The 24,947-nt window shown below is 66.3% G+C and carries 24 protein-coding genes; 16 read left to right on the plus strand and 8 right to left on the minus strand.

The annotated features are described in order from the left end of the window. A partial coding sequence (locus A9W96_RS18560) for a GlxA family transcriptional regulator (protein WP_067141976.1) occupies positions 1-702 on the minus strand: 702 nt, incomplete at its 3' end. 110 nt (positions 703-812) lie between these two features. On the opposite strand from A9W96_RS18560, the gene tpx reads away from it, so the two are divergent. Continuing rightward, positions 813-1,307, plus strand: coding sequence for a thiol peroxidase (tpx, locus tag A9W96_RS18565; protein ID WP_066863254.1), 495 nt, complete (start codon positions 813-815; stop codon positions 1,305-1,307). Between the two features lie 17 nt (positions 1,308-1,324). On the opposite strand, the gene A9W96_RS18570 is transcribed toward tpx, so the two are convergent. Both A9W96_RS18570 and A9W96_RS18575 read right to left on the minus strand, forming a co-directional pair. Beyond that, positions 1,325-2,293: a nitronate monooxygenase family protein gene (locus tag A9W96_RS18570; protein WP_067141938.1), complete on the minus strand. Its 969-nt coding sequence runs from the start codon at positions 2,291-2,293 to the stop codon at positions 1,325-1,327. Beyond that, the gene (locus tag A9W96_RS18575; RefSeq protein ID WP_067023956.1) at positions 2,290-2,670 is read right to left on the minus strand and encodes an NYN domain-containing protein; all 381 of its coding nucleotides are present in this window, start codon (positions 2,668-2,670) and stop codon (positions 2,290-2,292) included. Before A9W96_RS18575 ends, A9W96_RS18570 begins: the two co-directional genes overlap by 4 nt. Positions 2,671-2,746: 76 nt before the next feature. Here A9W96_RS18575 and A9W96_RS18580 point away from each other — a divergent pair, with 76 nt between their 5' ends. The 4 genes from A9W96_RS18580 to A9W96_RS18595 all read left to right on the plus strand — a co-directional run bounded on the left by A9W96_RS18580 (position 2,747) and on the right by A9W96_RS18595 (position 10,210). Then, positions 2,747-3,931, plus strand: coding sequence for an acyl-CoA dehydrogenase family protein (locus tag A9W96_RS18580; protein WP_067141941.1), 1,185 nt, complete (start codon positions 2,747-2,749; stop codon positions 3,929-3,931). 396 nt (positions 3,932-4,327) lie between these two features. Next, positions 4,328-5,776: a condensation domain-containing protein gene (locus A9W96_RS18585; protein WP_067141943.1), complete on the plus strand. Its 1,449-nt coding sequence runs from the start codon at positions 4,328-4,330 to the stop codon at positions 5,774-5,776. A gap of 18 nt (positions 5,777-5,794) precedes the next feature. Continuing rightward, a complete protein-coding gene (locus A9W96_RS18590; RefSeq protein WP_067141946.1) occupies positions 5,795-7,150 on the plus strand; it encodes a hypothetical protein in 1,356 nt (451 codons plus the stop codon). Positions 7,151-7,318: 168 nt separating this feature from the next. Continuing rightward, entirely contained in the window at positions 7,319-10,210 is a 2,892-nt protein-coding gene (locus A9W96_RS18595) for an RND family transporter (protein ID WP_369830849.1), read from the plus strand. Here the strand turns inward: A9W96_RS18595 and A9W96_RS30605 are convergent. Both A9W96_RS30605 and A9W96_RS18600 read right to left on the minus strand, forming a co-directional pair. After that, entirely contained in the window at positions 10,138-10,821 is a 684-nt protein-coding gene (locus A9W96_RS30605) for a response regulator (RefSeq protein ID WP_082972422.1), read from the minus strand. The two genes, A9W96_RS18595 and A9W96_RS30605, sit on opposite strands and share 73 nt — an antisense overlap. Next, complete coding sequence (locus tag A9W96_RS18600; protein ID WP_197499564.1) at positions 10,803-12,488, minus strand: ATP-binding protein; 1,686 nt, start codon at positions 12,486-12,488, stop codon at positions 10,803-10,805. Before A9W96_RS18600 ends, A9W96_RS30605 begins: the two co-directional genes overlap by 19 nt. Before the next feature lie 124 nt (positions 12,489-12,612). Here A9W96_RS18600 and A9W96_RS18605 point away from each other — a divergent pair, with 124 nt between their 5' ends. Next, positions 12,613-13,515 (plus strand): NAD(P)-dependent oxidoreductase, encoded by a 903-nt coding sequence (locus A9W96_RS18605; protein ID WP_066876711.1) that lies wholly within the window; start codon positions 12,613-12,615, stop codon positions 13,513-13,515. Between the two features lie 32 nt (positions 13,516-13,547). Here A9W96_RS18605 and A9W96_RS18610 read toward each other — a convergent pair whose 3' ends face one another. Continuing rightward, positions 13,548-14,117 carry a TetR family transcriptional regulator gene (locus A9W96_RS18610; RefSeq protein ID WP_066863227.1) on the minus strand — a complete coding sequence of 190 codons (570 nt, stop codon included), beginning with the start codon at positions 14,115-14,117 and terminating at the stop codon, positions 13,548-13,550. A 79-nt stretch (positions 14,118-14,196) separates the two neighbouring features. On the opposite strand from A9W96_RS18610, the gene A9W96_RS18615 reads away from it, so the two are divergent. The 5 genes from A9W96_RS18615 (at position 14,197) to A9W96_RS18635 (ending at position 18,356) form a co-directional block, all read left to right on the plus strand. Then, entirely contained in the window at positions 14,197-15,015 is an 819-nt protein-coding gene (locus A9W96_RS18615) for a class I SAM-dependent methyltransferase (RefSeq protein ID WP_067141954.1), read from the plus strand. Continuing rightward, entirely contained in the window at positions 15,008-15,862 is an 855-nt protein-coding gene (locus tag A9W96_RS18620; RefSeq protein ID WP_067141957.1) for a lysophospholipid acyltransferase family protein, read from the plus strand. Before A9W96_RS18615 ends, A9W96_RS18620 begins: the two co-directional genes overlap by 8 nt. A gap of 59 nt (positions 15,863-15,921) precedes the next feature. Further along, positions 15,922-16,374, plus strand: coding sequence for a helix-turn-helix transcriptional regulator (locus tag A9W96_RS18625; protein ID WP_066863218.1), 453 nt, complete (start codon positions 15,922-15,924; stop codon positions 16,372-16,374). A 4-nt stretch (positions 16,375-16,378) separates the two neighbouring features. Further along, complete coding sequence (locus A9W96_RS18630; protein ID WP_067141960.1) at positions 16,379-16,789, plus strand: VOC family protein; 411 nt, start codon at positions 16,379-16,381, stop codon at positions 16,787-16,789. Positions 16,790-16,901: 112 nt separating this feature from the next. Then, positions 16,902-18,356, plus strand: a complete 1,455-nt coding sequence (locus tag A9W96_RS18635) for an aldehyde dehydrogenase (protein WP_066863211.1) — start codon at positions 16,902-16,904, stop codon at positions 18,354-18,356. A gap of 72 nt (positions 18,357-18,428) precedes the next feature. On the opposite strand, the gene A9W96_RS18640 is transcribed toward A9W96_RS18635, so the two are convergent. After that, a complete protein-coding gene (locus A9W96_RS18640; RefSeq protein ID WP_066863208.1) occupies positions 18,429-18,683 on the minus strand; it encodes a hypothetical protein in 255 nt (84 codons plus the stop codon). Between the two features lie 169 nt (positions 18,684-18,852). Between A9W96_RS18640 and A9W96_RS18645 the strand changes: the two genes are divergently transcribed. Then, positions 18,853-19,536 (plus strand): hypothetical protein, encoded by a 684-nt coding sequence (locus A9W96_RS18645; protein WP_067141963.1) that lies wholly within the window; start codon positions 18,853-18,855, stop codon positions 19,534-19,536. Between the two features lie 30 nt (positions 19,537-19,566). Continuing rightward, positions 19,567-20,409, plus strand: coding sequence for an SAM-dependent methyltransferase (locus tag A9W96_RS18650; RefSeq protein ID WP_067141966.1), 843 nt, complete (start codon positions 19,567-19,569; stop codon positions 20,407-20,409). Positions 20,410-20,421: 12 nt separating this feature from the next. On the opposite strand, the gene A9W96_RS18655 is transcribed toward A9W96_RS18650, so the two are convergent. Beyond that, positions 20,422-21,270, minus strand: coding sequence for a family 16 glycosylhydrolase (locus A9W96_RS18655; RefSeq protein ID WP_067141970.1), 849 nt, complete (start codon positions 21,268-21,270; stop codon positions 20,422-20,424). Between the two features lie 248 nt (positions 21,271-21,518). On the opposite strand from A9W96_RS18655, the gene A9W96_RS31560 reads away from it, so the two are divergent. From A9W96_RS31560 to A9W96_RS18665, 3 genes are all read left to right on the plus strand, one after another. After that, the gene (locus A9W96_RS31560; RefSeq protein WP_156749290.1) at positions 21,519-21,731 is read left to right on the plus strand and encodes a hypothetical protein; all 213 of its coding nucleotides are present in this window, start codon (positions 21,519-21,521) and stop codon (positions 21,729-21,731) included. 378 nt (positions 21,732-22,109) lie between these two features. Next, positions 22,110-24,422, plus strand: a complete 2,313-nt coding sequence (locus A9W96_RS18660; RefSeq protein WP_067141973.1) for an acyl-CoA dehydrogenase — start codon at positions 22,110-22,112, stop codon at positions 24,420-24,422. Between the two features lie 17 nt (positions 24,423-24,439). Further along, positions 24,440-24,947, plus strand: a 508-nt coding sequence (locus tag A9W96_RS18665; RefSeq protein WP_304441737.1) for a 4-hydroxyphenylacetate 3-hydroxylase N-terminal domain-containing protein, incomplete at its 3' end; no start/stop codon positions are given.

Below are 24,947 nucleotides of genomic sequence, written 5' to 3' on the forward strand. Positions count from 1 at the left end.
ATCACCGATGCTGTGCGGACGGCCCGGGTCGACCTCGATCGCCTCCTGCACCTCGCGGATGGAATCCCGTCTGGCCCTCGGCATCCACACCGGCGCCGCGAACTGCGTCTGGCCGCCCGGTCGGCGCAGATACAGCACCAGCCAGCGGGCGACCGTTTGCGCGACCTCGGTGCCGTGGTCGTCCTCGATCAGCGCCAGCGCCAGGTCGATGCCGGCGGTGACGCCCGCGGCGGTCCACACGGTCTGCGAGCTCCGCACGAAGATCGGGTCGGCGTTGACCTCGATCGCGGGGAATTGGGCCGCCAACCGTTCGGCGAAGGCCCAGTGTGTGGTCACCCGCTGCCCGTCCAGCAACCCCGCCTCGGCCGCGAGAAACGCACCGGTGCACACCGTCACCATGCGGCGGGCCTGGCCGGCGACGGCCTTGATCCAGGCGACGAGCTCGGCGTCGGCGCGTGCCTCGTCCACGCCGGCACCGCCGGGCAGCACCACTGTGTCGATCGGGTCGGCCGGGTCCGGCAGCGGCGTCGTCACGAAGGCCAACCCGGTCGCCGTGGCTATCGGTTGGCCGCCGACCGAGGCGACAGCGACCTCATACCCGCCGCCGGTCAACATCGATGCGCTGGTGAACACGTCGTATGGGCCCACCACATCGAGCGCCTGCACACCGGGGAAGCCGGCGATCACCACCTTGCGAGGCATGGATTCAGTGTTGGCCACGCCGGGGCACGTCGTCTACGCCATGCACCCCACCAATTAGGACATGGGACCTGCCCCGTGGCGGCCGCGACGGCCTTGGCAGACTGGTGCCCATGGCACAGATAACGTTGCGTGGAAACCCGATCAACACTGTCGGCGAGCTGCCTGCCGTCGGATCCAAAGCCCCGGCCTTCAGCCTGGTCGGCGGCGATCTGGCCGCGGTCAGCAGCGAGCAATTCGGCGGTAAGCCCTTGGTGCTCAACATCTTTCCGTCCATCGACACGCCGGTGTGCGCGACCAGCGTGCGGACCTTCAACGAGCGGGCCGCCGGCGGCGGGGCGACCGTGGTGAACGTCTCGAAGGACCTGCCGTTCGCGCAGGCACGGTTCTGTGGCGCCGAGGGCATCGAGAACGTCAAAACCGCGTCGGCGTTCCGGGACAGCTTCGGCGAGGACTACGGCGTCACGATCACCGATGGCCCGATGGCCGGACTGCTCGCGCGCGCCATCGTGGTGGTCGGGGCCGACGGCAACGTCGCCTACACCGAGTTGGTGCCCGAGATCGCGCAGGAGCCCAACTACGACGCGGCTCTGGCGGCCGCGGGCTGATCCGCGCCCGCTGCCAGTCAGGCCTGTTCGAGTTCGGCCCGCCCCACGCGCTGCGACGTGGCCGCCAGCACCTCGCGGCAGCCTCGCCACATCTGCTCGATGATGTCGGCGGCCGGGGGCAGGTCCTCGATGCGCCCGGCCACCTGGCCGGTGTTGGCGACGCTGGCGTCGAGGTCGCCGTCGAAGTAGAGCCGCTGCACGCCTTGTAGGGCCGCGGCGCCCGCTTCGGCGGACGTCGCGGCGTCGAGCCGCTCGGCGGCGGGCGTGCGGATGACGCGCATCATCCGGTTGCCGTCGAGGGGGAGCAGCACCGTGCCGGTCTCGTCGGCGTCGACGACCGCTTGCTTGAGGTTGCCGTGCACCGGCGAGTCGGCGGACGCGAGCAGCCGGGTGCCCATCTGCACCGCGTCCGCGCCGAGGACGAAGGCGGCCGCCATGGACCGCGCGTCACAGATCCCGCCCGCGGCCACGATCGGGACGTCGACGTGGGCGGCCACCAACGGCAGCAGCACCATGGTCGAGGCGCCGAACCGATTCTTGAATCCGCCTCCTTCGACGCCTTCGACCACCAGCCCGTCCACGCCGGCATCGACGGCCTTCTTGGCCGCGGCCAGGGTGCCTACCACGTGGAACACCGTGATGCCCGCATCGTGCAGACGTTCGGTGAAGATCGACGGGCTGCCGGCAGAGGTGGTCACGAAGCGAATGTCGTTGGCGACAAGCAAGTCCAGCATCGCCGGATCACGATTGAACAGCAACGCGATGTTCGCGCCGACGGCACCGGCGGTCAGTTCGCGCACCCGCCGCAGGTCGGCTCGTCCCTGATCCGAGGTGGTCTCGATGATTCCCAGCGCACCGGCGTTCGACACCGCAGCGGCCAGTTGGGCGCCGGCGATATAGGTCATCGGCGCCTGGATGATCGGGATGTCGATGTGCGCCAGCGCGCAGACCCGGTTGCCCGGTGGACCGGGTTCGGCGGTGGTCATCGGTCCCGCGGATCGACGAGGTCGCGGAAGCTTTCCGACCGCTGAACCGATGCGCCCAGGCTTCGCACCCGGTCGGTCAGCGCGCGGTCGGATGTCACCACGCGAATGTCGTGCGGCGCGGCGTCGGCCGCGACCAGCCGGACGATCTCGTCGTCGGCCGAATTGGCGGCCGCCCTGGGTGCGTGCGCTATCTCGATCACCGATGACGTGATGGCGCTCGACGGCGGTCGCTCAAAAACCACCGTCACCGTTTCTCCTTGCCGCGACGCCCATCGATTCAGCCTTTCCACCAAGGTGACCATCGCACCGTTGCGGTCCTTCCACCAGCCATCGGGACGGCTTCCGATCACATTCATGCCGTCGACAATCCAGCGCACCACCCACACGGTAAACGACCTGTCACGACGGGTGATTTCGTTCGCAAAACCGGGAGTGGTTGATACGGTCACCCCCATGACCTCGATCGCCGACACAACAGACCGGGTGGTGGCGCTGGCCCGCGGTATGCGGGACCTGGTGCAGTCCGAAGCCGCCGAATCGGAGCGGCTGCGCACGCTGTCCCCGGCGATCGTCGATGCGATGTGGGCCAGCGGGCTGATGTCGGCGTTCAACCCGGTGGCGGCCGGTGGCGTCGAGCCGTCGTTCACCGAGATGATCGAGACCTGGATCGAAATGGCTTGGCAGGATGGGTCATTCGGTTGGGTGGGGATCGCCAATCTGCCCTCGTCGTTCGCCGCGGCGGCATACCTGCCCGACGACGGCTTCGCCGAGGTGTTCACCGCGCACGACAACCGGGTCACCCTGGGCGGCCAGTTCTTCCCCAACGGACAGGGCGCCGCCGGCGACGGTGGCTACCGGGTGAGCGGCGCGTGGAACTTCGGCTCGGGCATCGGGCACGCGGAATATGTTGCCGCCGGGTTCCTGCCGATGGACAACGGCGAGATGCGCTGGATCAGTGAGGGTTTCCCCGAGATGCGGGTCGCCGTCATTCCGCGCGACGAGATCAGCTTCAACGACGGCTGGTTCGTGCAGGGACTGAAGGGAACCGGTTCCTACGACTACAGCGCCGCAGACGTTTTCGTGCCCGAGAGGCGCACGTTTGAACTGTTTGTGCGGCAGCCCCACCGCGGGACGTCGCCGGCCAGCCGGATGGGACTGATGCCGGTGACCGCGGCCGGGCACGCGTCGTGGGCGCTGGGCGTGGCCAAGAGCATGCTCGACGATGTCCAAGAGCTGGCCGCGACGAAGTTCCGAATGAGCGACATGGCGTCGCTGGCCAGCCGCCCCACCTTCCAGAAGGGCCTGGCGCATCACCGCGCGGCCTGGCGCGCGGCCCGGCTGTTGGTGCTCGACGCGTTCACCGCCGCCGAGGCGGCGGTGGCATCGGGACAGGACCTCACCCCGGCGCTTCGCGCCGACATGCGGGTGGCCGCCGTCTACGCCACCGACACCGCCCGCGGCTGCGCCGAATGGGCGCATCTGGTCGCCGGGACCAGCTCGATCCGCGAGGGCAGCCGGTTGGAGCGCGCCTTCCGCGACATCTACACCGGAACGCAGCACGCCTTCATCAGCGAGAAGGTCGCCATCGACGCCGCCCAGATCTGGCTGGGCATCATCGACGACCAGCCCGGGTTGTAACCCGCCGGCGCCGGGGGCGCCGGCCAGTTGCGCACACGGCAAACCGGCGGTGGCAATGGCTGGCCCCTGAACCGATCCTCGAGATCAACCCCACCGCGTTCCTCGAGGCGGCTGACGGCAGGCGGTCAGCTGATGCGCATCAATCGCCGCCCATCGCGACGGATGAGCACAATGCGCAAAACCAGGAAATCGTCGCTTTTGGTGACTATTGACTACAACAGCGACACAGCTCTAAGCGGCGTCGTACGTTCGGATTGCACAACATATCCGAGTACGGCGCACGATTACGGAACCACTGGAAATGCACGCGGGCGCGAAGTTTATCCGCAAATGGCCGGTTCTGCCATTCATGTGCAACGTACTAAATGTCGATGTTGAAAGACAAGGAGCGAGGAAATGGTCGCATTGGGCAGCATCAACGGATGGCAACCGGCCCATGGGCCGGTAGTCACATGGACTGCCTCAGCAGTAGCGCGTGAGGCGGCTCGTACGGCACCGCGATCGGACCTGCCTGCCACTTACCAGCAGTTCCAACACGTGCGAATCGCTCACTACGCGAAGGCGATGGGCAGGCAGCTGCCCCGTTTGATGGTCGTGGCGTGGGACATCCCCGGTGTGTGTGACATCGCGGCAATGACGGCCGCAATCAATGCGCATGTTCGTCGTCACGACACTTACCACAACTGGTTCGAATTCGATAATGACGACGTGGTCCGACATGCCATCGACGACGTGGAAGCCGTCGAATTCCTCCCGGTGCAGTCCGGGAATATGGACGTGGCGCAGATAAGGGCGCATGCAATGACGACAACGCCGGAAACCCTCGAATGGGATTGCTTTACCTTCGGCGCCATCCAGCACAGCGAATACTTCACGTTCTACGCCAGCGTCGACCATCTCCACATCGACGGCATCTCCGGCAGCTTGATATTCCTCGACATTCACCTCGCCTACCAGCGCTCGCAGCTTGCCGCACCGCTCACGCTTCCCCCAGCCGGGAGCTACAGCGACTACACCATGCGCCAACACGAGCAGCTGGCCGGCCTGACCTCGTCGTCCCCGCAGGTCAAGGATTGGCTCAAATTCGCGCACGACACCGACGGTGACTGGCCGAGTTTCCCGTTGCCGCTCGGCGACACGTGGGCCAGCAACCGAGGCGACTTTCTGACTGTCGACTTGCTGGACGCGGCCCAGACAGAGTCCTTCGACACCGTCTGTCGCGCAGCCGGCGCCCGATTCAGCGGTGGAATTCTGGCCTGCGCAGCCCTGGCCGAACGCGAATTCACCGGCGCCGACACTTATTACGGATTCACGCCGTACGACACGCGGACGCCCGGCATCGACACGATGAGTGTCGGGTGGTTCGCCAGTCTCATTCCCGTGACCGTGCCGACGGGTGCCGGCTGTTTCTTCGAGTCGGCGCCGGCAGCCCAGAAGGCGTTTGACTCCGCGAAACATCTTGCCGGCGTGCCGTTGGAACGGGTCTTGGAGTTGACGACCCCGGATCAGCCGGCCATCAAGCTGCCCACGCGCCCGGCCATGATGGTGTCGTTTCTTGATTTCCGAAAGATACCGATCGCCGCATTGTGGGAAGAAACGAACTTCGGCGCCTACGGCGACAACTTGTCGCACGGCGGGATCAACATCTGGATCAACCGGCACGCGACAAAAACCACCGTGACCATCTCCTTTCCGGATAACCCGACCGCGCGCGACTCGGTACATCGTTACATCTCGGCATTGACGCAAGCATTCGCCGCCGTCGCCGAGACCACTTCGCGGTGGGCGGATGTGGTTGCAGACCACGCCAACTCGAGCCACGCCGTACCCGCAATCACCCTCTAACCCGAAGGGATAAGCACAATGACCAATGTCATCGACCTGGTGGACCAGATCCACTTCCTCGGCGAGCAGGCCACCGGAACCAGCAACGTGCTTCAATGCGTCTGGGTCTACGACCGGACCATCGACGTCGATGGTGTGCGGCGGTTTCACCACCATCTTGAGCGAGGACGGTTAGCCCGTCGCATCGAACGGTCACCGGTGCCCTGCGGCCGGCACCGCTGGGTAATGCCCGGCCGCTCATCCGGCCTCGAGATCGTCGCCCACGCCCGCTCCCGCGCCGAGTTCGACGCCTGGTTGGACGAGCAGGCCAGCACCCCGCTGGATTGCGAGCACGGACCCGAATGGCACCTCGCCGTTCTGCCGTTCGCTGAGGGCGGCGCGGGAGTCAGCCTGGTCATCTCGCATTGCCTCACCGACGGTGTCGGGCTTTGCGAGGCATTGGCGGATGCGGCCGACGGTCTGGACGACGTGATTACATGGCCCGCCGCGCAATCGCGCTCCCGGTGGCGCGCGCTTCGCGAGGACAGCCGCCAGACGATGCGCGACATCCCCGCGATCAGTCGCGCCATCACCGCAGGCACACGGACGCTACTGCGCAGCCAGAGTCGTGACGGGTCTGGCACCCCTGCACCGGATGGGACACAGCTGCCTTTCGTCGGGACTGACGAACTCGTAACTGTCCCGACGGCAACGGTATTCGTCGACGCGCAGGAGTGGTACGGACGCGCACAGACGCTCAGGGGAACTGGCAACGCATTGCTTGTGGGACTGGCGGCACGCCTGGCCCACCGAATGGGGCGGGTCGCAGCCGACGGTTCGGCGGTGGTGGCAATACCCGTCAACGACCGCGTGCCCGGTGATACCCGCGCCAACGCGATCACCGGTATCGACATCACTGTCGACCCGCTGTCAGCGGCGACGGACCTTCAGGAGATCCGCGCCGCAACCAAGCACGCGCTGACCCACCGCCAGGAGGTGCCCGACGAACGGTTCGCGCTGCTGCCCATCGTTCCCCTGCTACCGAAGTGGTTGGTAAAGCGAATGATCGGCCTGGCCGTTGGCAATACGACCACCGCGTCGTCCAACCTCGGAGTCGTCAACCCGGCCGCCAACCGGCCAGACGGCACCGACGCCGACTACTTCGCCATGAAGATGCGTTACCCCAGCATGACCAAGGCGACGATGCACCATACCGGCGGGCTGCTCAGCTTGCTCTCCGGCATAACACACGGACGGGTCTTCGTCTCCGTCGTTGCATACCAACCTGGAAACATGACAGACGAACTGCAGCAGATGATTTCGGACACGCTGAGCGACTTCTCGCTCACCTGCACCACGAACTGGCGAAGCCCCGAAGTCGTGGCCGCCGGATAGACGCCGGTAAAAGGCCACCCACGAAAGCGGCATCAGAAGCCGCCCCCTCGACCGCACCCACACGAATGAAGGTTGGCCATGGCCACGCAATCGATCACCCCCAAGGTCTCGACAGGCAGCGACGCGTTTGCTGTGCTGGGCCGCCTCATCAGCCGTGCACCTTGGCTCGTGATCGCCGTCTGGCTCGCGGCAGTCGGCGTTCTGGCGGTGGCCTTCCCCTCCCTGACGAAGGTGGTGGAAAATCAAACCGTTCAGGCACTTCCGGCCAAAGACCTGGCGGCGGCCGACCAGATGGCCAAGGATTTCGGTGAATCCGCGCAGAACATCCTGATCGTCGTGCTCACCGATGGCAACGGGCTGACACCCGCCGACGAGGGGGTCTATGGCAGGCTGGCCGCCAGGTTGCGCGCCGATACCCGCGATGTGGCCGGCGTGCACGACCTCGTCACCATGCCCGCTCTGCGCCCTTCGATGGTCAGTGCCGACAACAAGGCGTTCTACCTTGCGGTGGACCTCAAAGCGCCCGCGGGCTCCCCGGAGTCCTCTCAGGCTTATCAGCGGATCGCAGCAGTCACCGAACGCTCCGCCACGGGCTCCGCGCTGACCGCGCAGGTGACCGGACAAGCCGCCGTCGTCGGTGACATGTCAATCGTGACGGCCCACGACATGCACTTGATTGAAATCGCCACCGCCGCACTGGTGCTCACCATCCTGTCGGTGATCTATCGGCGCCCGGTCACCGTGTTGGTGCCCTTGCTCACCATCGGATTTTCGGTGGCCTCGGCCCAGGGCATAGTGTCCGCGCTGAATCAGCTGGGGTTAGGTGTGTCCGCACCGACGATCGCATTGATGACCGCGATGATCGTCGGCGCCGGCACCGATTACGCCGTTTTCTTGATCAGCCGTTACCACGAGTACCTGCGGTCGGGTGCCGACTCCGACCTCGCAGTACAGAAAGCATTGACCTCCATTGGCAAGGTCATTGCCGGCTCGGCGGCCACGGTCGCCCTCACTTTTTTGGGCATGATCTTCACCCGCCTACCCGCGTTCACAACTGTTGGCCCGGCACTTGCTATCTCGATCCTGATCGCCTTTCTCGCCGCGATCACGTTGTTGCCCGCCACGCTCGTCCTTGCAGGCCGGCGCGGTTGGGTGGCGCCCCGAAAAGCTCTGACTGGCCGGCTGTGGCAGAGGTCAGGCGTGCTGATCGTTCGCCGGCCCAAGATGCATCTCCTGATCAGTCTGGCACTGCTGGTCGCGCTGGCCTCCTGCGCCGCCTTCCTATCACCCACCTTCAACGACCGTATGCAGCTGCCGCAGTCGGCACCGAGCAATGTCGGCTTCACGGCGATGGAACGTCATTTCGCGACCAGTGCACTGCTGCCGCAGTACATCTACGTGCGCTCGCCACGCGACCTCCGTACCCCACAAGCCTTGGCCGACCTGGAGCAGATGGCCCAACGCGTTTCGCAGCTGCCCGATATCGCCGCGGTGCGCGGCGTCACGCGACCCAACGGCCAACCGCTCGATCAGACAAAACTGAGTTTTCAAGCCGGACAGGTAGGCACCAACCTCGAGAATGCCTCAACCCAAGTCTCCGGCAGAAGCGACGACCTCGACGCATTGACCGCTGGCGCGGACAAACTGGCGGCAAGTCTCGGCCAGGTTCGCGACCAGACCCATATTGCTGCCAGGCCAGCAATGGAACTCGGCACGACCTTGAACCAGGTGCGACAGCAGCTGGTCGCCGCGTCGCAGTTCTTGGACACCCTGCATGGGCTGGCGAACACCGGGTCCGCCGCGCCGCTGGTCGACGGTGCCGTTGACGCGGTCGGCCCCATGATCGACGCCTTGAACGTGAGTCCGCAATGCAATGCAGACCCTGCGTGCACTGCTGGCCGCGCGCAACTGCAACAGCTAGCCCCGGCGCGAAACGGCGGTACGTTGATTGCGCAGATAGTCCCTGTGGTGCAACGGCTCGCGACGATGATGCAGCGGCTGAGCGCACTGTTGGCGGCGGCAGGCAATACCGACGTGCCCCAACGGTTGGTTCGGCTGCAACAAGGTGCCGACGCGCTCGCCGACGGGAGCCAGCGGCTGGACCAGGGAGTGCGCACACTCGTCGAACAGACCAAGAAGATGGGCGTCGGAATGAACCAGGCGGCCGACCTGCTGCTCTCGATGAATCGTGACGCGTCGCAAACCGCCATGGCGGGCATGTACATCCCGCCCAAGGTGATCACGTCGGACGACTTCAAGAACGCCGCGAAGATGCTCATCTCGGCCGACGGGCGTTCGGTGCGCTTCATCGTCGAGACGAAATTCGATCCGTTCAGCACAACCGCAATGGATCAGGTGGCGTCGATCCTCAATACTGCTCGCGGCGCCCAGCCCAATACCTCACTCGCGGATGCATCGATATCGGTCGTCGGCACCACCGCGATGTACAGCGCGATGCGGAGCTACTTCAACGACGACGTTCGTCTGATCGTCATCGTGACGCTCGCGGTTGTCTTCTTTATCCTCGTCGCACTGCTGCGCTCCATCGTGGCTCCGCTGTATCTTATTGCCTCCGTGGTGATCTCGTTTCTATCGGCGTTGGGCGTGGGAGTCGTCGTCTTCCAGTTCGTGCTCCATCAGGCCATCTATTGGAACGTGCCGGCCATGGCGTTCATCGTGCTGGTCGCCGTCGGAGCGGACTACAACCTGCTCTTGATCTCACGAATTCGCGAGGAGTCAGCCTCGGGCGTCCAAAGCGGAGTCATCCGTGCCGTTCGTTCGACCGGTGGTGTCATCACCTCGGCCGGCATCATTTTCGCGGCCTCGATGTTCGGGCTCCTATTCGGCAGCCTGTCTTCCATGGTGCAAACCGGGATGATCATCGGTGTAGGGCTGTTGGTCGACACCTTTGTGGTGCGCACCATTACGGTGCCGGCTCTGGCGGCAATGCTCGGCCGGGCGAACTGGTGGCCCGGCAAGGCGATCACTCAGCGGGGTAGACGCCTTCGTCGCTTGTCGATCGCTACGAATTCCTGCTCGGGTCGTCCCGTGGCTCCGTAACGCAGGCCCACGGTGAGGTCACCGGTGCTGGCCAACGCCGCCAGATACCGTTGGGCGGTTGCCCTCGATATCCCGATCGCAGCAGAAACTTCCGCCGCCGACATCGGCTTGTTCGATGTTCCTAAGGCTTGCAGCACAAGCTGTTTGGTGGAGGAAGCCGCTAGGGTGGCCGGCTGGGAGGGAGCAATCCTCGGGCGCAGCGCGTCGAGTGCCGCGTCCACGTCGCTGGAGCTCAGATTGGGGCTGGAAAGGATTTTGCGGTACCGCGCATAGCCGGCCAGCCGCGCGGCGAGGTCTGTGGTCGCGAACGGCTTCACGAGATAGCTCAAAGCTCCGGCCGACATGGCTGCTCGGATCGTGGCGGCCTCGGTTGCCGCCGTCAGTACCATGCTGTCGCCGCGTAATTCACGGACAAGATCAATTCCGGACCCGTCGGGTAGGTAGACGTCCACCAACGCAAGATCGACGGCGTCGGCCTTGCGCGCGGCGTCGAGCGTGTTGACGGTGGCGACCACCGTGAAGCCGCCAAGCGTATTGACGACCTCCGCGTGCATATTGGCGACGCGGAAGTCGTCATCGACGACCAGCACCGTCAGGTCTGCGTCGCCCATTGCGCCTCCTCTACCATCACGCCTGGCAGTCGAGCGATGAACTCCGCGCCCTGCAGCTGCATCTCGGTGTTCCCGGGACTGGCCAGCCATAGATCGCCACCCAGCGAGCGGCTGATCTGACGCGACAGCGCGAGCCCGATACCCCGGCCGCCCGGGATGCCGGAGTCCGGCTTGGTCGTCCTGCCCTCGGTGAACAGATCGCCAACGAACTCGGGCGCGACGCCGTCGCCGCTGTCGGCCACCGTGACATGCAGCGTCGAACCGTCCTGCAATAGCTCGACTTCCACTTCTCTGGGCTCGGTATCGCTCACCCGAGCGGCATCGATGGCGTTGTCCAGCAGGTTGCCCACCACGGTGGTGACATCGACTGGCAGCACGAGCCGGCCTGACACCCAGGTGTTCTCACCGATCTTCAGCGTCACGCCGGCTTCGCGCGCGGCCGCAGCCTTGGCCGCCAAAAAGGCCTGCAGGTACGCATCGCGGATCGAGTCGATGCCCGGTAGCGCGGATCCCAACGGACCGGAGCCGAGAAGCTCTTCCAGATATTGCAACCCCTCGTCGACATGGCCGCCGTGCAACAGCCCGTTCAGTAGGTGCAGACGGTTGGCGAACTCATGGCGCTGTGCGCGCAGCACGGTGCTCATCACCTGCACCGCGTCGAGTTGCCGCGTCAGTGATTCGACATCGGTTCTGTCCCGCACCACCAGCACGGTTCCCAGTTCGCGTCCTTCTCGCAATACCGGCCGCGCAGAGACCACTACGATGCGACCACCGACATTGGCCAGCGTTGGCGCCGAATCGGCCGCTTTGAAAACGTCACGGACCCGTGGGGTCAACCCGATGTCGTCGACGGAGCCGCCTGTGTCGCTACCGATCTCGAGAAGCCGGCACGCCTCATCGTTGACGAAGGTGATGTTCCAGGAGGTGTCGGCTGCCAGCACGCCCTCGCCGATGCCTTGCAGCACCGCCGCCTGGCTGCGCACCAGCTCGACGATCTCGGCCGGCCGCAAACCCAGCGTCAGCCCTCGCCAACGCCTGGCCAGCAACACGGAGCCGACCACACCGACCACCAGGAGAACTCCTCCCATCGCGGCCAGCACGCGCAGATTGCCAGAAAACTGTTCATCGAACGCCCTCGTGGAGATGCCAACGCCGACGAAACCCAGCACACGATCAGAACCCGCGTCCAGCACCGGAACCCTGGCAACTATCGACCGGCCGTAGACCGTGATTTCATGAAATGTCTCCTCGCGCCCGGCAAGGGCCTGCGTGATATCGCTACCGACCATCCGGGCCAAATTGTGCCGATCGGGAGAGGCGAGCCTGACGCCACGCATGTTGGCGATCACCACAAACGACACGTGCGTGCGCTGTTCGACGTGTGACGCAACGCTTTGAATTGGACCGACCGCAAGTTCGTCGACCAGTGCAGGGCTTGCGGTCAACGGGGTGTCGTTGTAGCGGGAGATGTTGTTGATGACCGTCGGGGAAGAGGCCACTACCCGAGCTATATCCAAGGCGTGAACGCCATACTCGACGTCTAGACGGTGACGGTTGAATGCGGCGAACAAACCAAACGCGACGATCAACGTCAGCGTCACCACAACGAGCTGCACCAGCAGTACCTGGGTGCCGAGTCGCAGGTCGATGCGGCCTGTGGCGGCCATGCAAAGACCCTATCGCTCTCGTGAGCAAAATGCGCGAAAGTTCACGACGTGGGGCCGCAACCACCCCAAACAAGGGTGGACGGTTATGCAACATCCAGTTTCGTCACCGCATACCATTGCGCCCATGCGCGGCGCAAAAATCCTGATCACCGGCCCGACCGGTCAAATCGCCACCCCGATCGCCCGGGCGCTTGCCGGCGACAACGAGGTCTGGGGGATCGCCCGTTTCACCGACACCGCCGCGCGTGAAGGCCTCGAGAAGGCCGGAATCCGTTGCGAGAAGGTGAATCTCGCGGCCGGCGACTTCACCGGTGTGCCAACCGATTTCGACTATGTCCTCAACCTGGCGGTGGCCAAGAGCGGAAGCTGGGACAAGGACCTTGCGGCCAACGCGGAGTCGGTCGGCCTGCTGATGGCCCACTGTCGCACCGCAAAGGCCTTCCTGCATTGCTCGTCGGCGGCCGTCTACGACCCGCCGGACGACGAGCCGCGCAGCGAGCGGTCCGCCCTGGGCGACAACCACAAGCCACTCTTTCCGACCTATTCCATTTCCAAGATCGCCGGGGAAGTGGTGGCCCGGTCGGCGGCTCGCATTCTCGGCCTGCCCACCACGATCGCGCGGCTCAACGTTCCCTACGGTAACAACGGTGGTTGGCCGTTCTATCACATGGAGATGATGCTGGGCGGCATCCCGATTCCCGTCCCGCCCGGTGAGCCCGCGCGCTACAACCCCATTCACGAGGACGACATCATCGCCACCATCCCCAAGCTGCTCGAGGCCGCGTCGGTCCCGGCGACCACGGTCAACTGGTGCGGAGACCAGACCGTCAGCTTGCAGGAGTGGTGCGACTACCTCGGGTCCCTAATCGGCGCCGAACCGGTCTTCGAGCCGAGCGAGCAAGCGCTACGCGGCAATCCCACCACCATCGACCGGATGCACGAGCTCATCGGCGGCACCTCGGTCGACTGGCGCGACGGAATCCGTCGCATGGCGGCCAAGTACCACCCGGAGCTCGTTGGCGTCTAACCGGTTGCGGCACAACATTATCGGCGAACACATCAGGCTCGGCCCCGGATAAGCCGGGCCGCGGCCTCCACCGCGGCGGCGCGGCGGCGTGCGATGACGTCCGCGTCCGTGGTCGCCGCGTCGGGGTCGGGCCAGTGGGCCCAGGCCAGCCCGATGCCGAACAGCAGCACCAGCAGCTGCCTCGGGTCCCACGACGGATCGACGTGACCGTCTAGGCGGGCGCGTTCCAGCGCCGCGACCGCCCTGTCGGGCGGGGACTCGCCGTCGAACTCGGGCTTGTCGAGCGGAAAGCCCTCCAGCCGCGCCCAGGTGATCATCCGCAGGTGTTCCGGCCGGTTCTGGGCGAGATCGAAAATGTCACCGACGAACTCGGGGACCGCGTCGGGGCGCACCTGAACGGCGCGGAAGAACTCCGCGCCGTCAGCGGCGACCACATCGCGGAACAGGGTCTCCTTGTCGCCGAAATGCGCGTACAAACGTTCCTTGCTGGCACTGGCGGCCCGCGCGATGCGGTCGATCCGGGCGCCCGCCAATCCGTATTGCGCGAATTCCGCGCGAGCGGCGGCGAGAATTTCGCCGCGCAGCTCAGTGGTGGTCCTCACAGACTCATCATAGGCGGACGAACTGGTTCGTTTGTTACGGTGGTGGGAGCACACCGCAAAGCGCAAAGGAGACGGGGCGATGGGAACGGCCAGAACACTCGATCAAGCTGCGGTCGCGACGATGCCGCGGGGCGGACCCGATGCGTCGTGGCTGGATCGCCGGTTCGAGACCAATACGCCGGAGTACCTCGATCGCGAGGACGTCGCCGACGAGGTCAAGCAGAAGGTCATCGGGATGCTGGATCGCATCGGCACGCTGACCAACCAGCACGAGACGTTCGCGCGGATGGCCCTGGATGTCGTGGCCGACATCGCCAACCCCCGCGTCCTGGAACTGGGCGCGGGTCACGGCAAACTGTCCGCCAAAATTCTGGAGCTGCACCCCACGGCGACGGTCACCGTCTCGGATGTGGACGCGACCTCGGTGGCCAACATCGGCGCCGGTGCGCTCGGCGCTCATCCACGCGCGCAGGCAAAACTGATCGACGCGACGGCGATCGACGCCGCGGACGACAGCTATGACCTGGTGGTGTTCGCGATGGCGTTTCACCACCTGCCGCCGGCAGTGGCTTGTCGTGCCATCGCCGAGGCCACCCGGGTAGGCAAGCGGTTCTTGGTCATCGACCTCAAGAGGCGAAGTCCGTTGGCCACGTTGCTGTTTCCGGTGGTGACGCTGCCGGTGAACCTGGTGCTGTTGCCGTGGTCGTGGATACACCCGTGCCTGCACGACGGGTTCATCAGCGCGTTGCGGGCCTACAGCACGTCGGCGCTCGAGGCCCTCGGCCACAGCGCCGGCCCCGACATCCGGATGCAGGTGTTGGCTTCGCCGCGGCGACGCGGGATGCCGTCGCACGCCGTCGTGTTCTCGCGTCCGGAGGGACCCGCCGACCATGAGTGACGGACCCGATCTCGTCGCCATCACCGACCCCGGCGAGCGTGTCCGGGCGCTGCGCCGGGTGCTCGATGCGGTGACCGATGGGCTGCACCCCGTGCTGAACCTGTCCCGTCCGTACGTCGACGGGCTGGAGAATCTGCCGCCCGACGGGCGATTCCTGTTGGTGGGCAACCACACTCAGCTCGGCTCCGAGGTCTTTCTGATTGCGGATGCGGTGCGGCGCAGCATCGGAACGCGGGTACGGCCACTGGCCGACCGGAATTTCGGGCGGCTGCGCGGATTGCCCGCCGATCTGATGGCGGCGTTCGGCGGCGTGATCGGCGCACCCGAGAATGCGCGTGAACTGATGCGCCACGACGAAACCATCCTGGTGTTCCCCGGCGGCGGAGGCGAGATCGCGAAATTCAAAGGCGAGGAGTACACGCTGCGCTGGCAAGGGCGCTCGGGCTTCGCCCGCCTTTCGGTCGAAAATGGCTACCCGATCGTGCCGGTCGGCCTGGTCGGGGGCGACGACGTGTATCGCAGTTGGACCACCCGCGACAGCGCATACGCGAAAGTCAGTGCGGCCCTGAGCCGGCGATTGAATGGCCGGCCGGACATGGCGATGCCATGGCTGCGGGGGATCGGGCCGACGCTCATCCCGCGCCCGCAGCGGATGTATCTGCGGTTCGGCCCTGCGATCGACACCACGACGCCGCTCGGCATCGAAAACGAACCGTGGGTGGATATCGTCAGGGAGCGGGCCCGGCTGCAGTTGGAAGCCATCCTGGCCGACCTGCTCCGGCTGCGCGGGCAGGACCCCTACCGCGGGCTGAACCCGCTGGCCTGGCGCAGCGCCACAATGGCCTGAGGACGAAACACCCCGAGAGAGGTGCGCCCTCAACAGGTCGGGGTGGCAGCATCACGTAGGTGACCAACACACCGGACGCCGCGGCGCAGCGCCTGCGCACCCTGGTCCTGTTGCGCCGCGTTCGGGACCGCATCGACCGGGACTACCGGCAGCCGTTGGACGTCGAAGCGCTCGCGCGCGGGGTGCACATGTCCGCCGGCCACCTCAGCCGCGAATTCCGGCGTGCCTACGGCGAATCGCCGTATTCGTATTTGATGACGCGTCGCATTGAGCGGGCGATGGCGCTGCTGCGCCGGGGCGACCTGAGCGTGACCGAGGTCTGCTTCGCGGTCGGCTGCTCGTCGCTGGGCACCTTCAGCACCCGATTCACCGAATTGGTCGGTGTGCCGCCCAGCACCTACCGCCGCCAGGCTGCTGACGCGCTGGCGGGCATGCCGCCATGCGTGGTCAAACAGGTGACCAGACCGATCAGGAATCGAGAAGCAGCTGCCATCGGACCGCACCTAACCTGACCGCATGGACATCACCATTCACTCGAGTTTCCTTCCCCACACGGACCCGGAATCATCGCTCGCCTTCTATCGCGACGTCCTCGGCTTTGAAGTTCGTCTGGACGTCGGGAAGGGCACGATGCGCTGGATCACGGTGGGTCCGCCACACCAGCCGGACACGTCCATCGTCTTGAACCCGCCGGCCGCCAATCCGGGCATCACCGACGAGGAGCGCCGCACCATCGCCGAGATGATGGCCAAGGGCAGCTACGCCACGCTGCTGCTGGCCACCAAGGATCTCGACGGCACCTTCGAACGGCTGCAGGCCGGCGACGTCGACATCGTCCAAGAACCCACCGACCAGCCGTATGGGCTTCGCGACTGCGCCGTCCGCGATCCCGCCGGAAACCTCATCCGCATCCAGGAATCGCGCTGAGCCCATCCGCGTGCGGATGCTTGACCAGCCGTGTGCACAATGCTAAGCAAGTGCTCAGCACTGAGCGCACGGGGCGCCGGGGCGCCACGACTGGCAAGACGAAAGGGATCAGATGACGGTGCAGGCGGTATTGGACGACATTCGCAAGCGCCCCGGAACGGGGGACGTCATCGCGGTCATCGATCCCGCGACCGAGGAGACGATCACCGAGTTCACCGACTGCGGGCAGGAAGCGGTCAATGACGCAGCGGCCAAAGCGAAGGCGACCTTCGAGTCCGGCGTCTGGGCGGAGCTGCCTGGCCGCGAGCGGGCCAAGATCTTGTGGCGGATCGGCGAACTGATCGACGAGCACGCCGAGGAGTTCGCCCAACTGGACTCGCTCAACACCGGCATGCCGTTGCTGCAGGCCCAATTGCAGATGTCGACCTGCTCGGAGTTCTTCCGCTACTACGCCGGTTGGTGTTCGAAGATCAACGGCGTCGCCTACGACGTGAAGACCGACGGCATCGCCACCGACAACTACGTCAACATGCACGCCTACACGCTGAAGGAGCCGTACAGCGTTGTGGGACTGATCTTTCCGTGGAACGGCCCCATCTTCAACGCCAGCGCGAAGCTGGCACCGGCCCTGGCGGCGGGCGGCAGCCTGCTCGTCAAGCCGGCCGAGGAGACCCCGCTGTCGGCGCTGCTGCTGGACCGGCTCATCCACGAGGCCGGGGTGCCCGAGGGGGTGGTCAACCTGCTGACCGGATACGGCCACACCGCCGGCGCCGCGATCACCGCGCACCCCGATGTCGAGAAGGTGGCCTTCACCGGCTCGACCGAAGTCGGCAAGGAGATCGTGCGGGCCTCCGCCGACAACCTGAAGAAGGTCACGCTCGAACTCGGCGGGAAGTCGCCGGTGCTGATCTTCGACGACGCGAACCTGGACAACGCCATCATGATGGCGTCGCTGGGCATCTTCGTGCACTCCGGCCAGGGCTGCGTATGCGGGTCGCGCATCTTCGCCCAGCGCGGCGTCTACGACCGGGTCGTGGAAGGCATTGCGATGATGGCGAATTCGTTCAAGTTGGGCGCCCCCAGCGAGGAGGGCTGCGTCAGCGGGCCGCTGATCAGCCAGAAGCAGCTGAACCGGGTCATGGGCTTCATCGACGAAGGCCGCAGCGACGGCGTCGAGGTGGTCACCGGCGGCCACCGGCTGGACCGCAAGGGCTACTTCGTCCACCCGACGGTGCTCACCAACGTCGACACCAGCATGCGGCTCTACCAGCAGGAGATCTTCGGTCCGGTGGTCACCATCCTGCCGTTCGACGACGAAGACGAGGCGGTGGCGCTGGCCAACGACACCACCTACGGCTTGGCGGCCACCGCCTGGACGGAGAACCTCGGTCGGGCCCACCGGATCATGCGCCGACTGCAGGCCGGCAGCGTGCAGGTCAACTGCCAGCTGGTGTTCGACCACGATGTCCCGTTTGGCGGGTACAAGCAGTCCGGCTGGGGTCACGAGTTCGGCAAAGAGGGCCTCGAGATCTACCTCAAGACGAAGTCGGTCTGGGCTCAGCTCTAAAGCAATTGCGCCACAACGGAAAGGCCCGGACCCGTACCAGGTCCGGGACTTCTCCGACGGCCGTCAGACGAGTCAAGATCCCTTGTTGTAGCGGGTGAGGAATCCGACGGAGGCCACCGCGGCGGCCGTGCCGATCACACCCCACAACACCACCTGGAAGGCCATCGCGCCGAAGAACCAGCCGAAAGTCATTCCGAGGTAGAGCATCCAGATCAGTCGGTAGACGCTCCAGAGCGCAAGCAGCCCGGTGCTGATCCCGATGTACAGGCTGCGCTGCCGATCGACGCGGTTGATCTGCTCTTGGATGCTGGTCGGCACGATGTTCATTTGCTGTCTTCCTTTCCTGGGTCGCCACCTCCTTGGCGGCGTCATGGCAGCAAGTACAGCCCCGGCCCGCGGCTACCGATCCCAATCACGCGTCACCGCCCAAACCGGCCCGCCGAATCCACAGCGCGCCCTACCCTGCAGGAGGGGGCCTGACGAAGGGGTTGGCTCGATGAACGTGACGCGCTGTGTGGCCCGGATCTTCACCGTTGCCGCGCTCGCCCTGCCGACGCTGTCAACGGCGGCGGCCGGGCCCGCGGCGGCGGATCCGCCGCCCACCCAGTCGATCACGGTGATGGCCGTCGGGCCCAGCGGTGAAGCGATCAACGGCTACCACGTGGCGTCCGGGCCGGGCAACGTCGGGCAGGCGAGCGACTGCTCGGAACCGTCGCCGTCGGCGGTGGCCGACAACGTCTACTACTGTTCGCCGAGCGCGGCCGGAGCCGGCACATGCTGGCCCTCCACGCCGGGATCGCTTCTGTGCGTGGACAATCCGTGGGACATGCAAATGCACCGGGTCACCTTCGACGGTCACCTTCCGCCCGTGCACCCGACCGCCGACCCGGACCCGTTCGCGCTCACCCTCGACGACGGCACCCGCTGCCTGCTGCGCAACGGTGGCGCGTGGGGTGGGCGCGCCGATGGGTACGTCGGCGTCTACGGATGCGGCGGCGCCGGTAGTGACCTGGCCGTGCTGTGGCTGCCCAGTCAGGGTGCGGGATCCTGCATCGATCGCTCGTCGTCGGCGTGGACCGTCAAAGTCGGTCGCCTCGGCCCGCCCGACGCCGTTCTTCCACCGCCCGCCACCCGTGGGGTGACCGCCGCGTGGTTCGCGGGAGGCAGGGCCGGCCAATAGCGCGGCGCCGGTACTGCTATAACGCAACGTATGTCTGGTCCAGGGCACACGATCACCCATGTTTCCGATACCGCCCGGTGGACGGCGTTGCACCGGGCAACCGAAACGCTGCGCCCCGACGCGCTGTTCAGCGACCCGCTCGCCGAACGTCTCGCGGGAGAGCACGGCCGCGCGATCGTCGCGGGAGTTCCCTGGATGGACCGCAGCGGTTGGTGGCTGGTCGCACGGACCAAGCTCATCGACGACGCCATCGCAGCCGCACTCGCCCAGGGCTGTGACCGCGTCCTGAACCTGGCCGCCGGCCTGGACACGCGGCCCTATCGCTTGGAGCTCCCTTCCGATCTGACCTGGATCGAAGCCGACCTACCCAAGCTGCTCGCCGAAAAGACGCAAATCCTCGCCGATCAGACACCGCGCTGCCGGCTGAACCGCGTCGCGGTCGACCTCGCCGACCCACACGCCCGGGACGCCTTCCTCGACGAGGCGCTGGCCGGCGCGACGAAGGCCTTCGTGCTGACCGAGGGGCTGTCGATGTACCTGGAGGCCTCCGACGTCGCCGCCCTTTCAGGTGCGATCAAGCGACCCGAGGTCACCTGGTGGATGATCGATTTCGCCTTTCCCGGTCTCAAAGAGCGGATCAACAAGAACGTCGCCGGGATTTCGGAAAACGCACCCTTCAAGTTCGCGCCCGAAAACGGGTTGGCCTTCTTCGAAGACCTCGGCTGGCGAGCCGTCGAAGCGGAATCGCTGCTGGTGGCCGCCAAACGGTTCGGCCGACTACCGATCTTCATGCGCCCGTTCGCCTGGCTGCGATCGGATTTGCGCCGTCCGGGTGGCAGGCCGACGACGGCGGTCGCGCTGCTGACGCACTGAGGGCGCGCCGCCCTACCAGACGCGAATCCAGTCGACGAGCATGTCGGCGGGGTAGCTGCCCGGGCCCGGGTCTTCCCCGCCCGATCCGGCCACCGCCAGGTTGAAGACCGGATAGACCGTGTAGCCCGCACCGTTGAACGGCCAGTCCGGCAGCGAACTCGCCGGCACGTCGAAGTAGGGCGCGGCGCCCTCGGTGTAGTCCTTCCAGAACCGGATGCCCGCCTCGTCCCACTGCGTGCGCCAGGTATGCCAGGCGCTGTCCACCGCGATGTTGTGCGTCTTCCATTCGCCGCCGTTGGCCTTGGCGTGCACGGTGGTGGCCGACGGCCACTTGCCGTTGCCGTACCACTCCATGACGTCGATCTCGCCCTGATCGTCGTTGCCGAGCCAGTACGCGGGCCAAGCGCCCGCGGTCAGGCAGTTCAACTTGATCCGGGCCTCCCAGGTGTGGCCGACGCCGCCGCGCCACAGGCTCTGCACCTTGCCGCTGTAGTAGGTGGGGCCGTCCTTGGCGGCGCGCAGCACCAGGTTGGAATTCCCGTCCACGAACACGTTGCGGCGATCGTCGCGGTACTGCCCGATGTGCTCGGGCAGCTCCCAATAGGTCGGGTCCTTGATCGTCTCGCGGGCTTTGGCCACCGCCCACTTCGACGCGTCGGGGGCCGACCCCGCCGGACCATCGAATTCGTCCGAGAAGATGTAGTTCCCGGATTGGCCGCTGGGCGCGGCGGGCGGCGGTATCCGGCCGGCAGGCTCGTCCTGTCTGGCAGGGGAGGCCCAGGCGTTCGAGGTGGGCAGCGCTGCTGCCAGCACCCCGATCCCGGTCGTCAAGATCATGCGGCGGCGATCAATCTCCGGCATAAGCAAGGGACCCTAGCAGCCCACCGGGCACGAGGTTGAAACGGAATTCTGTCGGTGCCCGTCGCTATGGTTCTGATCGCGGTCGGACCAGCGTGGACGACAGCACGGCAGTGGCAACGGATTACGCGCGCAAATTCACGGCCAATTCTCACCTTGGCGGGTGGTTTGGTCTCAGGATTCGGCGGGCATTCTGGAATCACGATCCGATAACCACACTGTTGTAGCTTTTGCGGGTGGTACTGAGAGGAGTGACGATCGTGGCGAATACACCAGAAGGCACGGTTATTTTCCTTCAGTCCCATCCAGCATGGGCCGCCGCGCAGCGTCGCGAACGCGAACGCAATGCGGCAATGCGTCGTCATCCCTCATTTCGCGCGCGCCAGCGCGCCGCAGCGGGCAACCCGGTCGTTCCGCTGGTCCGCAACTTCAAGCTCTACTCGAGCGGCAACACCCCGGCCTGAATTCCGCCACGAATTGTGGTGGCCGCGTTTCTCATCTCTGAAAAGGCGGTCCGTGGCATTTGACGCGCAGCCATCGAATTGCGCACGCCGCTTCGGTCGCAAGTCTCAAGTCCAAGTCGAGAGATATCCGGGTGCCACTACCGTGCGTTTCCGTAGATCGGTGCGCATGCCACCGGCATTCTTTCGTATTTGAAGCCGGCCGGCCGCCGGGACCGACCAGCGACGTCAACCGCTTTTCCCGGCTGACCCCGGCTGCGGCATCGGGCATTGTCACCCGCCGCGCTCTGGGCCGAGATTGCATACAACCAGCGGCGCACGGCGATACCTTGCTGGCCATCGAACATTGACACCCGTCAAATCGGCCCTACTGTATACAAAATGGCCGTCTCGCTGGACGCGCTGTCGTCTGCCTCCGAACTCGACGACCTGCGTGACATGGTGCGCAAACTCGTGGCCAAGCGCCTTCCGCTGCACGAGACGCGGCACGTCGGTGCCGCGGCCGCACGCCGCGCGGGGTGGGCCGAGCTGGCCGAATTGGGGCTGCTCGGCATCGCGGTGCCGCAGCAGTACGGCGGCAGTGGCGCCGGGCTGTACGAACAGGCCGTCGTCTGCGAAGAACTCGCGCGGGAACTGGGCGCGGTGCCCTACCTGCCCACCGCCTGCCTGGCCGCCGAAGCGCTGCTGGCCTGCGGCGACGACGCCGTGTGCGCCGAACTGCTGCCCGGCCTGGTCGCCGGCGAGCTGACCGCCACCCTCGCCGACGGCACCGGCCACGCCGAGCGGCACGGGCCGAACTGGGTGGTGTCGGGCCAATTCCACCACGTCCCCGACGGCGCCGACGCCCAGATCGTCTTGGTCGCTGCGGACACCGGCGGGGGCACCACGCTGTACGCCGTCACCGGCTCCGACGGCGTGGACCGGGAGCGGTTGTCCACCCTGGACACCAGCCGCGGCCTCGCCAATCTCCGGCTGAGCGGCGCACCGGCCCGACAGGTCGGTGCCGTGGCGGCGGCCGAGGCGGTCCTGGCCCGGGTGCGGCTGCGCGCGACGGCGCTGCTGGCCGCCGAGCAGGCCGTGCTCGCCGAGCAGTGCGTCGCACTGACGAAGCAGTACCTGTTGGATCGGCGGCAGTTCGGCCGGCAGATCGGGGCGTTCCAAGCCCTCAAGCACCGCCTCGCGGACGCCGCGGTACGGGCCGAATTGTGCGCCGGCAGCGCCTGGTATGCCATCCGGCAGCTGGCCGGCGACGCGGCCGACGCGGACTTCGCCGTCAGCGTCGCCGCGGCCGCGTGCGGGGAAGCCGCACTGCAGAACGCCGCCGAGATGATCCAGCTGCACGGCGGAATCGGCTACACCTGGGAGCACGTCGCACATCTGTACCTGCGCCGCGCCAAGGCCAACCAGTACCTGTTCGGGACGCCGTCGGCCCACCGCCACCGGCTCGGCACGGCCGTGGCCGAAACCCGTTCGACCGCAACGGAAACCGTATCCGATCAGGCCCGGGGCGAATCGCCGGCGCCCGACGAGCTGCGCCGCTGGCTGGCCGACAACCTGACCGACGCGATCGTGCGCGATCACGCCCCGCCGCCGCCGGGCGAGAAATACTCTGCGGTGCAGCGAGATTGGTATCGCCGCCTCGGCGAGGCCGGCTGGGCCACACCGACCTGGCCGACCGAATACGGCGGCCGCGGTCTGGGTCGCGACGAAGGCGGTGCCGCGGTGGAGGAGTTGCGCCGCCGCGGTGTCGACCGGCCCGAGGAGGACTTCGTCGGCGTATGGCTGGCGGGTCCGACCATTCTGCAGTGGGGCACCGATGAGCAGCGAGACACCTACCTGCGGCCGCTGGCCCGCGGCGATCACCGCTGGTGTCAGCTGTTCAGCGAGCCCGGCGCCGGATCGGATCTGGCGTCGCTGTCCACCTCGGCGGTGCGTATCGATGACGACCGCTGGCTAATCAACGGCCAGAAGATCTGGAGTTCGTTCGCCGACACGGCCGATTTCGGGCTGTTGATGGCGCGCACCGATCCTACGCTGCCCAAACATGCCGGCATCACCTATTTCCTGCTCGACATGCGCACGCCCGGAGTGGACGTGCGGCCGCTTCGGCAGATGACCGGTGACGCCGAATTCAACGAGGTCTTCCTGACCGACGTCATAGTGCCGGACGCGGCCCGCCTGGGTCCGCTCAACGCCGGCTGGAAGGTGGGCATCAGCACCCTGATGCAGGAACGCAACAGCCTCACCGGGCCTCCCGTCGTCGGCCCCGGCGTGGCCGACCAGCTCATCGCGAAGGCGGTGCGTAGCGGCGCATGGCAACGGGCCGATGTGCGAGACCGCCTGCAGCACATGCTCGTCGACGAACGCGCACTGCAGAGCGCCGGCTTTCGGGCCAGCGTCGCCGCGGACCGCAACCCCGGGGCCATCGACTCCATCCGCAAACTCGTCAGCGCCGACCTGCACGAGCGCGCGGGGCGCATCCGCGTCGACCTGCTTCCCGAACTCACCATGGGCTGGCCCGTCGACACCGAAATGCCTTCGGGCACACGGTCATTCTTGGAGATGAAGAAGTATTGCATCGCCGGGGGCACCTCCGAGATCCAGCGCAACATCATCGCCGAGCGCGTGCTCGGGCTGCCCCGCGAGGCCGACCCCGACCGTGACACACCCTTCAACCAGCGGACCAGCCGATAGAGGAGAGCGCACCGACCATGATGACCGGCGAGCAGTACAAGAACTCACTCCGTGACGGACGGCGGGTCTACCAGGACGGCAAGCTGGTCGCCGACATGGACACCGATCCGCTGCTGGCGCCGGCGCTCGACGCGGTGGCCGCCGGATACGACCAGTACTACCGGCCCGACGGCGACGCGGTGAACCCGTTGGTGGAGGCGCCGCGCAGCGTCGCGGAACTACGTGACCGGGTGCCGATCCTCACCAGCATGGACCTGCTGCTCAACGTCACCTACCAGTCGCTCATGACGCTCGTGGTGGCGGCGGCGCGGCTGGCCGACGCCCACCCCGAGTTCGTCGCCCGCATCAACTCCTATGTGGCACAAGCCCGCCGGGACGACATCCGAATCGCCGAATGCATCACCGACTCCAAGGGCGACCGATCCAAGGCGCCAGCCGCGCAGGACGACGCCGACCAGTACGTGCGCGTGGTGGCGCGCCGCGACGACGGCGTGGTGATCCGCGGCGCGAAACTTCACATCAGCG

This window comes from Mycobacterium sp. 1245852.3, from assembly GCF_001669335.1.
Taxonomy (GTDB): Bacteria; Actinomycetota; Actinomycetes; order Mycobacteriales; family Mycobacteriaceae; genus Mycobacterium; species Mycobacterium europaeum_A.

Bases quoted from the DNA above. Each gene is read 5' to 3' on its own strand.
- tpx (WP_066863254.1), top strand. From the start codon at position 813: ATGGCACAGATAACGTTGCGTGGAAACCCGATCAACACTGTCGGCGAG.
- A9W96_RS18570 (WP_067141938.1), bottom strand. From the start codon at position 2,293: ATGACCACCGCCGAACCCGGTCCACCGGGCAACCGGGTCTGCGCGCTG.
- A9W96_RS18580 (WP_067141941.1), top strand. From the start codon at position 2,747: ATGACCTCGATCGCCGACACAACAGACCGGGTGGTGGCGCTGGCCCGC.
- A9W96_RS18585 (WP_067141943.1), top strand. From the start codon at position 4,328: ATGGTCGCATTGGGCAGCATCAACGGATGGCAACCGGCCCATGGGCCG.
- A9W96_RS18590 (WP_067141946.1), top strand. From the start codon at position 5,795: ATGACCAATGTCATCGACCTGGTGGACCAGATCCACTTCCTCGGCGAG.
- A9W96_RS30605 (WP_082972422.1), bottom strand. From the start codon at position 10,821: ATGGGCGACGCAGACCTGACGGTGCTGGTCGTCGATGACGACTTCCGC.
- A9W96_RS18600 (WP_197499564.1), bottom strand. From the start codon at position 12,488: ATGGCCGCCACAGGCCGCATCGACCTGCGACTCGGCACCCAGGTACTG.
- A9W96_RS18605 (WP_066876711.1), top strand. From the start codon at position 12,613: ATGCGCGGCGCAAAAATCCTGATCACCGGCCCGACCGGTCAAATCGCC.
- A9W96_RS18615 (WP_067141954.1), top strand. From the start codon at position 14,197: ATGGGAACGGCCAGAACACTCGATCAAGCTGCGGTCGCGACGATGCCG.
- A9W96_RS18620 (WP_067141957.1), top strand. From the start codon at position 15,008: ATGAGTGACGGACCCGATCTCGTCGCCATCACCGACCCCGGCGAGCGT.
- A9W96_RS18630 (WP_067141960.1), top strand. From the start codon at position 16,379: ATGGACATCACCATTCACTCGAGTTTCCTTCCCCACACGGACCCGGAA.
- A9W96_RS18635 (WP_066863211.1), top strand. From the start codon at position 16,902: ATGACGGTGCAGGCGGTATTGGACGACATTCGCAAGCGCCCCGGAACG.
- A9W96_RS18640 (WP_066863208.1), bottom strand. From the start codon at position 18,683: ATGAACATCGTGCCGACCAGCATCCAAGAGCAGATCAACCGCGTCGAT.
- A9W96_RS18645 (WP_067141963.1), top strand. From the start codon at position 18,853: ATGAACGTGACGCGCTGTGTGGCCCGGATCTTCACCGTTGCCGCGCTC.
- A9W96_RS18650 (WP_067141966.1), top strand. From the start codon at position 19,567: ATGTCTGGTCCAGGGCACACGATCACCCATGTTTCCGATACCGCCCGG.
- A9W96_RS18655 (WP_067141970.1), bottom strand. From the start codon at position 21,270: ATGCCGGAGATTGATCGCCGCCGCATGATCTTGACGACCGGGATCGGG.
- A9W96_RS18660 (WP_067141973.1), top strand. From the start codon at position 22,110: ATGGCCGTCTCGCTGGACGCGCTGTCGTCTGCCTCCGAACTCGACGAC.